3 protein-coding genes and 1 pseudogene are annotated in these 2718 nt (G+C 44.3%); all 4 read right to left on the reverse strand.

Going from position 1 to position 2718, the window contains the following annotated elements; all coding sequences use genetic code 11:
• A pseudogene (gene tssI, locus AAC083_RS18360) lies at nt 1–722 on the reverse strand (type VI secretion system tip protein TssI/VgrG); the annotation flags it as partial.
• 583 nt (nt 723–1305) lie between these two features.
• On the reverse strand, nt 1306–1710 hold the full coding sequence (locus AAC083_RS18365) for a lysozyme inhibitor LprI family protein (RefSeq protein WP_108537365.1): 405 nt from the start codon (nt 1708–1710) through the stop codon (nt 1306–1308).
• 2 nt (nt 1711–1712) lie between these two features.
• Nucleotides 1713–2453 carry a pesticin C-terminus-like muramidase gene (locus AAC083_RS18370; RefSeq protein WP_258224762.1) on the reverse strand — a complete coding sequence of 247 codons (741 nt, stop codon included), beginning with the start codon at nt 2451–2453 and terminating at the stop codon, nt 1713–1715.
• Nucleotides 2429–2718 (reverse strand): hypothetical protein (locus tag AAC083_RS18375; protein WP_219927911.1); only part of this gene is annotated, 290 nt, incomplete at its 5' end. The genes AAC083_RS18375 and AAC083_RS18370, both read right to left, overlap by 25 nt.

Raw genomic sequence — 2718 nt, forward strand, 5'->3', positions numbered from 1 at the left:
CCCGCTTCCACCAACAGTGCCTGTGCAATCTTCTGGTGAAGCGATGCATCGACCGTCAGCGAATAGTCGGCCTTGATATGGTCACGCTTCTCACCTTCCACCGTCAGGTGGTCGTTGGCCTTGATGCGGGTCACCCGCTCGTTGTCGATATCCCGATGCTCGTCATGCGTGATGTGCCAGGCTGCATCGTTCTCTATCAGCACGTTCAGGTCTTTCTGACCGTGGATGTAAATCTCTTCCTGACCCGCCTGGTCTTCGAAACGCAGCTCGTTGAAGCCTTCACCCTGATGAGTCTCGGTGCGCAGCACGGTGCGGGTCTTGTTGGCTGGCAGCTCATACGGCGGTCGGTTGGTGGCGTGATAGGTACGACCGGTGACGATGGGCTGGTCGGGGTCCCCTTCCAAAAAGCTCACGATGACCTCGTGGCCAATACGGGGAATGGCCATCATGCCGTACTGGCCGCCTGCCCAACCCTGACTCACCCGCACCCAGCAGGAGCTCTGGTCGTTGGAGCTGCCGTAGCGGTCCCACGGGAATTGCAGTTTTACCCGGCCGTGCTCGTCGCAGTAAATCTCTTCCCCCTCGGGGCCCACCACTATCGCGATTTGCGGGCCGTCGACCATTGGCTTGTGGGGTGCCTCTGGGCTGCCAATCCGGGCGCGCCAGGTGGTGCTCGCTTTCACTACGCCAAATTCGTTGTGGTAAACGGTCGGGCCGCTGCCGTAATGCCAGTCAGTTAAGCACTTTCATGACTTAATATTCGAAATTTTGAATAGCAGGAGCGGTGCTATGGTTACAGCGTCAATTTGGCTGAAACCTTTGCCCTGACTGACATCCAATAAAAAGAGGGTGGCATCATGCCTCCCTCACTCTTTAGCCCTTATACCTCGCGGGTTGGGACTCAAACTCTCTTAACTGACTTGCATTAGGGCCACTGCCGCCCTCTTCTTCCAGCGCCTGCGGCTGTTCACCGGTGTGGCGGATATGAACAAAAATGGTGGATGTCCCAGATTTTCTTATTCTTCGCAGGGGAGCCGCCTCCCCTGCGTCATCACTGACCTTTAAAAACGACTGAGGTGATCATGGACCTGACAACGCCTTGCTCAGAAAGGTGGGTGTCCCAGATTTTATATTCATACCACAGAACCCTTGCCACACCTCGCTCATATGAGGGATGGCTAAGGACGACGGCCACTAAATGTAAATCTATACAGGGTAGATCAAATCATCTTTAACCTATCCCTATATTTCAATATCATATAAAAGCCAAAAAATAGCCTTGAAAATTAACCACCCTTATTTTTATCAAGGTAAATCATTAATGAATTGAATCTCGCCGTTCAAAAAAAACACTCTGTTTTTTGTTACGTCCACAAGACACTTTTTAATCTCTACAAGTTGAACAACAGAACTATCTTCAAAGAAAGAGCCTCTTGCGTCACATTGAGTATCTCTGAGCTTAATCCAATACCTTTGGGATTGAACCAGTTGACTCCAGTATTTTTCTTTAGATGATTTATCATAACCACTAGATGACAATGTAGATTTTAAATTATTAAATTTTTCGTTTAACTCAGTATCAGTTTGTTTGAATTTACTTTCATAACAAGCAGCAAGATAGGTAACTGGCACAGAAGTATCACAGTTACTATTTGTGTTTGAAAATGCATTAAATGATATAAGAAATAAAGCAAAAGATAATCTTTTCACAGTTATTCTCCAGTCAGGTATTTAGCTCTTTTACGCCCTGGCTCATATTGGCTCAAGGTTGGGTTATTTCTGATGTAATCAGCGTATTTTTGTCTGTCATTTAACATGCCATAGATCATCGGCTTGGAGCCTTTCGTAAACCCCTGATATACTAAATCTACAATAACATCTTTAACCTTATTACCTAAATTTTCCCAATTAGTTTTATCAGATATAGATACGCCTGAAATATTAGCATCATTAACATGCTGAGCTATAGTCCAGCGCTCATAGTTGGATTTTGCCCTAAGAACGTAATCAGGATATATTTTTTCGAATAACTTATATTGTGATTTTCGAGTAATCAAAGTCGAGGATTTGTTGGCGGAAACAAAATTAGATGCTGCAACCCCTTTCATTCCTGCACCATTAGATATTAATGAGGCAATATTGTCAGGAACCCCTGAGCCAGACAAGTCACGGTATAGCTCTGTTTTGGAACGATTCCCAAGGTCATATCCACGACCAATTGTTACGCCAGATTCACTATTACCTAGCCAATGGATTGTTCTTGAGAATAAAATACTATTTTCAACATCGTTTCCCTCTTCATCAAATGTAAGCTTTCCCTTGAAAACGATACACGTCTGATAACAGTGGCAAAAAAACTTACATCCACTTGGGGAAAATGACGCAGGCCTGATCATATGTGAAAAATCAAGCCTACCTCTTTTATTATTTAACAGCTTCCAGTTAGGGAACAAGGCATCCAGCCAGAATATTCTCGCCCTTTAGTTGATTTATAGACGACATAATCCCAACCTGATTCATGTTTTTTCCTCAGAACAACATCACCTTCGACAAGATAAGACTTAGCTCTATTAATTGGTAGTGGCTCAGGAAAAAAATAACTTTTTCCTTTGATTTTTAACTTTACATCTTGACCTTTCATCCATGCATCAAATTCCGGCTTGGATGCTGTTTGTATAATTGTTTCCTTTTTATTATATGGAAAGGAGTAAGCTATAC

Origin of the sequence: Aeromonas sp. HMWF014 (genome assembly GCF_963878295.1) — a bacterium.
Classification (GTDB): Bacteria; Pseudomonadota; Gammaproteobacteria; order Enterobacterales; family Aeromonadaceae; genus Aeromonas; species Aeromonas popoffii.